Source organism: Lysobacter tyrosinilyticus, assembly GCF_054779815.1.
Genome location: NZ_BAAGXN010000011.1, coordinates 1 through 8,215, shown reverse-complemented (window position 1 = coordinate 8,215; position 8,215 = coordinate 1). Strand labels below are relative to the sequence as shown.

The following is an 8,215-nucleotide window of genomic DNA, read 5'->3' as shown; positions in this document are numbered from 1 at the left end:
CATGTGGGCCCTAACGCCTGAATTAAGCCGAGCCGCGAAGCGGCTTCGGCTTGAATGAATTGTTAGGCGGCTGCCGGTTACTTTGCGAGCTCGCCCGACACATACTCTGAGATTTCTCGGGTGTTCCTCACGAATTCTGCTTGCAGGTCAATTCCGCACTTGTTGGCAAGGACGAGAATCGACCATAGGCAATCCGAAAGCTCATGGCCGAGTTTGGCATGGCAATCATCGATGGTGCGGACGCTGGTGTGTGCCTGGATCAGCTTTGCCAAGTCTCCGACATCCCCAACGAAGCCGAGTGCAAGTTCCTGTGTCGTCCATACGCGCCCCCATCTCTTGACCTCGAGCTGCTCGTAGAGCTCGTTCAGTTGCAGGGCCGCCTTTTCCAGATCGCTGAAGTTCATTTCATGCCGCCTAACGCCTGAATTAAGCCGAGCCGCGAAGCGGCTTCGGCTTGAATGAATTGTTAGGCGCCAGCCCGTGCACGCCCAATGAGACCCAAGTGGGTAAATCCGAACCCTGCCGAGTATTTGAGGCCGTAGCCTAGCGCACGGTCAAAGCCGATGTGTGCGGCCCAAATGAGGCCGCCAGTGATGGCAAGTGGAACTGACAGAAAAATGCCCGCAGCCAAAGTCGCGAGTGCGCCAGTGTAAGAGTGCGCAATGTTGTACGACGCAGCGCCAACCGTAGGCCCGCCCAAGTAGCCAAGGAACGATAGGTCCGGTGCGAGAAAGAACAGGGCAAATGTGCCCCACCCGATACCGAACTTTGAATAGGCGACGAGGCTGACTGCAAGAACACACAGGCCTTCAACTCGAAGCAGTCCCCGCACACCGCCTGATGCCGCACCGGCCATGATGTTTCTCCTGGCGCCTAACGCCTGAATTAAGCCGAGCCGCGAAGCGGCTTCGGCTTGAATGAATTGTTAGGTCTACAGCTAGTCACCTGCAAGCTTGCTCTTGAGGTCTCTAATGCCACAAGTTTGCATTGTGGCGAGAAGGGACGGCGAGCTGGAAGGCGGAAGCTCACGAGTGTTTACGTAGCTTTGATAGTCGCTCATTGTGGATCTAAAGAATTCAGTGAAGTTGTCCGCATTGATGCTGTCTATGCCAGATTGAACGCATCCGCAGAATTTATCGGCCGTCTGTGCTTGGGTAGGTGAAAGGACGCTGTTGCCTGTAACGTCCTTAACCATGTCGCCGCAGAATGCGGGGAATGTGATTTTTAGTTTTGGGACGATGCACTCGATTCCTGACTGTTTTACTAGCGCGGCACCCTGCGTGGAAGATCCCGACCTAAGCATCTGCGGAGTTACTTTCCTGGAGAATGTCTCAGCTGTGCAGGTGCAGTAGTCACTTGCTGTTGAAATGCTCTTAAGCCACCGAGCGAGAGTCGGTGCATCTGAGTCGGCGGAGGGCATCCGACTAAGCTGCGACTGGCATGACTGTTCCAGAGAGATGCGAGTCTCGGCTATCGCCTTGCGCTCCGCAGGGGTGAAATCGTCCGCCCGAGAGGTCGTCGGAAGTAGGGACAGAAAGATGAATAAGTAGGGATGTTTCATGTAGACCTAACGCCTGAATTAAGCCGAGCCGCGAAGCGGCTTCGGCTTGAATGAATTGTTAGGCCCCATTGCGGCTATCCAAACGGATAAGGTCGGAAATCTCCGAGTCCGTAGGGGCCCAAGCAGGGCCTCGATGAGCTGCAATAGAGGCTAAGCCAAGTAGTTGAAGCATGTCCTCGGCCACCAAGCGATATTGTCCGTTCTCAGCCTGCAGGAGTAGAGAATCATCTGAAACGCTTGAAACAACGTAGCCAAGCTCTCGAAGAACAGCCAAAGCAGGAGCGAGAGTGCTGCCGGCGGCGGCTATGACAATCTTGGACATGTGGTATGGGGCCTAACGCCTGAATTAAGCCGAGCCGCGAAGCGGCTTCGGCTTGAATGAATTGTTAGGCACTAGCCCGGGGGCGGTCAGCATTGCCAAGCAAGTAGCCAGCAATCACGCCGAGCAGGCCCATGACCGGGGCAATCTGATCTTTGTCGTATCCCGCCACAATTAGGAGCATGGAGAAAGACAGAATCATGGTTAGCCCGAACGCTCGGGTAATTGATTGAGGCGACCATGGCTTCTGTGCTTTGACTGCTATGAATGCCTCAATTATCAAGGCGGCTAAAGCAAAGACCAGTACGGCTAGGCTCAGAACAATCTCGATGGATGTCCAATCTCGTTGAGCCGGGGCGGAGGTTTGAACCAAACCTTGCGACAGACGAGTCGTGGCCCTCTCTTTTGCCACAGCCGTAGGATGCATGGTGGGAACTTCTTGCATTGGCTCCTGCTTGGCCGGACCTGCCTGCACATAGGGCAGGTCTGCTTTTCGGTCTGTGGCCCACACAGCGCTGGAGACAAGCAGCAGCAGTATCAAAAGCAGAAGGCTTCTCATTGGACTCTCCCCATAGTGCCTAACGCCTGAAATTAGCCGAGCCGCGAAGCGGCTTCGGCTGCATTGAATGGTTATACGCCACGGTAATCGGCGAAGCAGGGCGGTGCAACGATCGCCGGGCAAATCGGGAGAAGAGAATCACTGCGCGATCCCGTAACAGTGTGGGGCCAGTGCTTGGCTGTCCGGCGGCGGGCAGCGCCGCCGGGACGTGGCCAACCTTGTAACCGAAAGCCAGCGGCGCGAACGCCATGTGTCGAGTGCCGGCTGTTGGGCTTTACCCGCAGTGTTCTGACAGTGATTACCTGTTAACGCTTTTGGCCCACGTATAACGCCTGAATTAAGCCGAGCCGCGAAGCGGCTTCGGCTTGAATGAATTGTTAGGCGGCTCACGACACATCGTGACGCGCATGGGCGACCGCCTGCCAAAGCTTGTCGTAATGATAATCCCCGTAGATATACATTTTTCGTTCGTACGTGATGCGATAGCGCCGCATTAGTTCCTCATCCGTAAGTCCGTCCTCCATCGGCTGAGATGCGCCTCCCGAATCTGGCTCATTGCTAGAGGGGGTGGCATTTCTGCGCGTAACGCACAGAAACAGGAAGGCGCAAAAACATACTGGCCACGCGATCAAGCCAAAACTACATACGACAACGAAGAAAAGCGCAATACAGGCTGCACTAATGCTCCAAGGAACGATGAGGTCCTTGAATATCGAAATTGCAATTCTTTTGACGATGCCATCATTCATCGGTGCCGCCTAACGCTTGAATTAAGCCGAGCCGCGAAGCGGCTTCGGCTTGAATGAATTGTTATGCAGCCACGGAGAACAGGGAGCCGTGGACGCTGAAGAGATCTTAGCCCGGGACAATCGGGATGCGGCAATCACTACACGGAAGCGGGGAGAGTGAGTGGCCGGTTGTTTCCCCGTCCGGCGCCGAAGGCGCCGCCAAGGTGAAGCCAGCCATGTGACCGCAAGCCGAGCGGCGCGAGCGAGATAGATCGAGTGCAGGCTTTGCGAGCTTTACCCGCAGCGCTTCGGCGCCGGCACGCATCGCCCGTCTTTTGACCACGCATAACGCCTGAATTAAGCCGAGCCGCGAAGCGGCTTCGGCTTGAATGAATTGTTAGACGTGCTGCTAGTCAAAGCATACTCGCCCGCTAGCTATGCCCTGCACTACGAGGTTGACGCAGCTCATCCGGTCGACCCTTGTGGAACATGTCCCCGTTGTCACGGCGCCGGCCTGAGCCGTGGCGGGAGCGTTGCAAGTGCCTTGGCACTGTGATCCATCGGTGCAGGACTTTCCGCCATCGGTGGTCGCGCGAATGCACCTTTCAACGCCGGGTAGGATCTCGCCTACAGTGCCGCCTAGCGATGTGCACTGAGCTTTGCCATCTGGGGATAGGTGCTTGACAGCATCTTGAGGCGTGGGCTCGCGAGCGCACCCAACGCAGGAAAGAAGCACAATTCCGACTATGAGGTAGTGTCTGAGCACGTCTAACGCCTGAATTAAGCCGAGCCGCGAAGCGGCTTCGGCTTGAATGAATTGTTAGGGCTCGCCCGACGCGCCTCGGACCCAGCCCAGACAACAAAAAGACTACTCCAGCGGCGAAACATCTATGGCCTTGAGGGCTTGAGCGACCGGGAACCGCGTGGACTCCAGCAGACGACCAAGGCCCATCATTGTCTCCTCGATCAGGCACAAGTGTCTGGCAATGAACTCGGCCGACTCGCCGCGCGCCAAGTACTTGTATATCTCCCCGATATAAGAGTCGTACTCGTCACGAGGCCAGTCTGGGTCATCCATGACGCCGATCGGGTCCCATTGGTCAATGAGTACTTGCCGGATCTCGTCAGTGATGCGCTTTGCGTGAACTCGACGGTCATCCATCTGCGGGGCCTAACGCCTGAATTAAGCCGAGCCGCGAAGCGGCTTCGGCTTGAATGAATTGTTAGGCCGCTGCCCCGGAGAGCAGCAAGGCCCATAGTGCGAGTGTGGCCCAACGGCCACCCGAACTGATTGGACAGGTTTGCGTTACTGCGAACGTGCCCAAACAAGTGCCACGATGGCGCCGCCAAGACACATGCCTGTGCCGATGAGGTGCACGAAATCCACCGCTCGAATGTTGGCGAGGGTCGGGCGAGCGAGCATGCTGAAAAGGCTTAGGAGACCAAAGGCGGCGAGAACGAAGACGACTCGAAGAGATTCGCGGCGTGAACTCATCGATTATTACCTCTTAAGCGTGGTGGACGAGGAGTCGGAACGTTACGTGGCGGCCTAACGCCTGAATTAAGCCGAGCCGCGAAGCGGCTTCGGCTTGAATGAATTGTTAGGCGCGTGCCCGAAAGGCCACCACCTAGGTTTGATACCGAATACTACAAATGCAATTGATGCTGAAGGCGCCAGCGTTTCCACGAAAATCGTAGAACTCCGGGTCATCGCAGCTACCAGACCACGAAACTAGAACAGTTTCAGGACTGTGGCGCTCAATGAGGATGGAGTTATGGTTTGCGGCAGACCAGTCCCAGACGTAGACCAGAGCCTGCGGTTGATCTGTGTCCTCTGGCTCGCCCTGGGGAAGGGACAATTCTTTGCCAATCAAAGCATCAAGCCCTGCGACCGGAAACGGGACTCCACACAGGGTGAATTGAGGAGCCTTTAAATCACAAGTGGGACTAGGCAGTCCCTTTATGTGTATGCCCCACGTAATCGCGCCGCCGCGGTCAAGGACCACGAGCTCCGCACAGAGGATGTCAAAGTGAGAGTCCCTGAAAGTGATCACGCGCCTAACGCCTGAATTAAGCCGAGCCGCGAAGCGGCTTCGGCTTGAATGAATTGTTAGGCCGCTGCCCCGGGGAGGAGCAAGGCCCATAGTCCGAGTGTGGCAAGGAAGTTGATGGTGAACACCAAACCACGCAGCCGAATGTTTGTAGTGCAGATTTGAACATGGCTATGCGCCAAGCGCCCAAGCACAAAGATCCAGGCAAGCAGAACCGCGGCGGCGCTCTCTGACTGGCTCTGGATTAGCAACAGGCATGCTGCATAGAAGAACAAAGGCCACTCGAACTGATTGGACAGGTTTGCGCTGATGCGGGGCTCGATACCTATCCAAGGGTTTGAGCCGTCTGCACGTTGGCCGATGCCCCAAACTTTGGGGGCGCGCGCAACGGTAAGCAGAACGTAGAGGAGGGAAGCTAACGCTACATGAGCAGCCATTGGGAGTATCAAGGGATGCGTCATATGGTTCCCGTAACGAGGTCTGGACTAAGCGGCCTAACGCCTGAATTAAGCCGAGCCGCGAAGCGGCTTCGGCTTGAATGAATTGTTAGGCGCCACCCCGGAGGTGGTGAACGCCATGGCTCATATGCCGCCAAACATTACGGCAGAAATAATGCCGAGAATGGGAGCCGAGCAGAATGCTACGCCAACAAGCCGAGGGGTTGTGCGCGACGACGGGGTGGAAGCTAGCGCAAGAACTGTCACAGGAACAACAACAAGCTCAACAGCAATTGAGAAGAAGCCTATTGCCCCTGAAACCGCTACGACAATGGGGTGGGAGCCAAAGGAAACGGCCAGCCAAAGACCCATGATCGAGAGAGTCGGGAGTGTGAAGAGTACCCACGTTGGCATTGCGCGATTGGACCCTTGCTGTGGCGCCTAACGCCTGAATTAAGCCGAGCCGCGAAGCGGCTTCGGCTTGAATGAATTGTTAGGCGCCGACCCGCAAATAACGACGCCAGAGAGTTTTGCTTTTAGGCCGCCACTCTTTGGATTGAGCAATTCGGCACGGTTTTCGGTCTGCAGCTCATATGGGCCACCCTTGCATGCATAAGAGGCCGCCTCCTCAAGCTTCTCTCTCATATTGACGGAAGGGCGGTGTGACCCATCAGGGCGAATCAGCCATGATGTAACTGCAACCTGTATTGACCCGTCTGGAAGTTGCTCGATGCTATCTAAGGACGACGGTCTAGATGCAGCGACCGCCGAAGTGCCAAGGAGCATGAGAAAAGTAGCGGCAATTGGAGTGACGATTTGTGGCATAGGAGCCTAACGCCTGAATTAAGTGGAGCCGCGAAGCGGCTTCCACTTGAATGAATTGTTAGGCCGGATGACGCGAGGTGCATCACGTCGCCAGCCCTGAATGCCGGGACTTTAACCGAAGAGCCAGCGCGTTGCTGGAGTGTCCGGGAGGCCATTGGGCGTGCCGGCGATGGTGCCGATGACAACAGGGCGAGAGTGCTAGGCCTTTGCTGTTGTTCGGCGGCGTGGGCCGACATTGCGCGGGCGCGAAGTGCTCGCCGGAGCGGTAGGGTGGCCGCGGCTCTTGCGGAAGCTTGCCGTAATACTGCCGAACGAAACGCCGTGGCAAAGGGCTTGTGTGATCTGCCCGAATACGGCCTAACGCCTGAATTAAGCCGAGCCGCGAAGCGGCTTCGGCTTGAATGAATTGTTAGGCCGCACTGACGCCGACCAGGACGCGCATAACCAGGAAGTAGCCGATAGCTGCCAGCACGGCAACCACACAGACGTTTGCGATCTTGTGCGCAATGGCCCCCGAAGCGCTGGCCTCTTTTGCTTGCGCCAATTGCGCCCTCTGAACGAGGTAGAGCAAATAGTTGCCGCCGAGCAAGGCGGCCACGCATAGCGAGAATGCGACTGGGTGGTTGGAAATTAGATAGCCCTGCAAGAACTTGCCATGATTTGGAACGGCGGCCTCCCAGCTAGCCGGGAGGGACTTGCCTTGGAGGTCGAAGCTAGCGAAGGGCTTTGCCGCGAGGAAAGAAAACACGCCGTAAAAAGCTGCCATGAGTGGTAGCCACAGCAGCGTTGTCATTACATATAGGAGCGGAAACTTTAGGTTTCTAAGCATGACGATGATTCTTGGTGTGCGGCCTAACGCCTGAATTAAGCCGAGCCGCGAAGCGGCTTCGGCTTGAATGAATTGTTAGGCGCCAACCGGGCGATGCTCAGTGCCGGCGCCGGGTGTGAGAAATAACATGGTGGTTGGAACGGTGGTCTTGGCAGTGTGCCAAACGTTCTGAGGAACCAAAACATAGGCTCCGGGCTCACTCAGAAGCACGGCGCGCTCATGGCCCGACTCATCGAGCACGATGGTCGCAGCACCTGACAGAAGCATGACCAACTCCTCACCAGCGGGATGGCGCTCCCACATGGACCATGACTCTGAGAAGGTGAAAGCAGACATAAGCCGGCCTTGGTCCAGCTGGGGATGCCTGCCCTCCGCCAACTCCTCCCAGAATGTCTCCGACACGGGAATGGCGTTGGTCTTTCCGCCGTCCTGGACGTGCAAGTAAGTGCTAAGAATTTCGTTGGCAGTCACGACCGCCTCCATTGGCGCCTAACGCCTGAATTAAGTGGAGCCGCGAAGCGGCTTCCACTTGAATGAATTGTTAGGCCGGATGACGCGAGGTGGATCACGTCGCCCCGCCTGGAATGCCGGAACTTTACCCGAAGAGCGATGTGGTGCTGAAGGCTGCGTAGCACTGACAGAGCTAGCCGATGGGCCGGCAGGTGACGAGAGGGCGGGGCACTAGGCCGTTGCTGTTGCTCGGCGGCGTGGGCCGATACTGCTCAGGCGTGGAGTGTTTGCCGAAGTCGGAGAGTAGCCGCGGCCTTTGCGGAAAGCTGCAGTGATATCGCCGAACGTGGCGCTGTAGCCAAGGGCCCGTTTGATCTGCCCGAATACGGCCTAACGCCTGAATTAAGCCGAGCCGCGAAGCGGCTTCGGCTTGAATGAATTGTTAGGCCCCGTCGA

General features: G+C 56.7%; 8 protein-coding genes. All 8 read right to left on the bottom strand.

Annotated features, from left to right (window positions below):
• Window positions 1-77: 77 nt before the first annotated feature.
• Entirely contained in the window at window positions 78-404 is a 327-nt protein-coding gene (locus tag ACYVGK_RS14690) for a nucleoside triphosphate pyrophosphohydrolase family protein (RefSeq protein WP_460735012.1), read from the bottom strand.
• 62 nt (window positions 405-466) lie between these two features.
• Complete coding sequence (locus ACYVGK_RS14685) at window positions 467-856, bottom strand: DUF4260 domain-containing protein (RefSeq protein WP_460735010.1); 390 nt, start codon at window positions 854-856, stop codon at window positions 467-469.
• A 1,091-nt stretch (window positions 857-1,947) separates the two neighbouring features.
• Window positions 1,948-2,439, bottom strand: coding sequence for a hypothetical protein (locus tag ACYVGK_RS14680; RefSeq protein WP_460735009.1), 492 nt, complete (start codon window positions 2,437-2,439; stop codon window positions 1,948-1,950).
• Between the two features lie 386 nt (window positions 2,440-2,825).
• Window positions 2,826-3,188, bottom strand: coding sequence for a hypothetical protein (locus ACYVGK_RS14675; RefSeq protein ID WP_460735007.1), 363 nt, complete (start codon window positions 3,186-3,188; stop codon window positions 2,826-2,828).
• 847 nt (window positions 3,189-4,035) lie between these two features.
• Window positions 4,036-4,329 (bottom strand): hypothetical protein, encoded by a 294-nt coding sequence (locus tag ACYVGK_RS14670; RefSeq protein WP_460735005.1) that lies wholly within the window; start codon window positions 4,327-4,329, stop codon window positions 4,036-4,038.
• A 948-nt stretch (window positions 4,330-5,277) separates the two neighbouring features.
• The gene (locus tag ACYVGK_RS14665; RefSeq protein WP_460735014.1) at window positions 5,278-5,655 is read right to left on the bottom strand and encodes an MAPEG family protein; all 378 of its coding nucleotides are present in this window, start codon (window positions 5,653-5,655) and stop codon (window positions 5,278-5,280) included.
• Window positions 5,656-6,889: 1,234 nt separating this feature from the next.
• On the bottom strand, window positions 6,890-7,273 hold the full coding sequence (locus ACYVGK_RS14660) for a hypothetical protein (protein WP_460735003.1): 384 nt from the start codon (window positions 7,271-7,273) through the stop codon (window positions 6,890-6,892).
• Window positions 7,274-7,384: 111 nt separating this feature from the next.
• Complete coding sequence (locus tag ACYVGK_RS14655; RefSeq protein ID WP_460735001.1) at window positions 7,385-7,780, bottom strand: cupin domain-containing protein; 396 nt, start codon at window positions 7,778-7,780, stop codon at window positions 7,385-7,387.
• Between the last annotated feature and the right edge of the window lie 435 nt (window positions 7,781-8,215).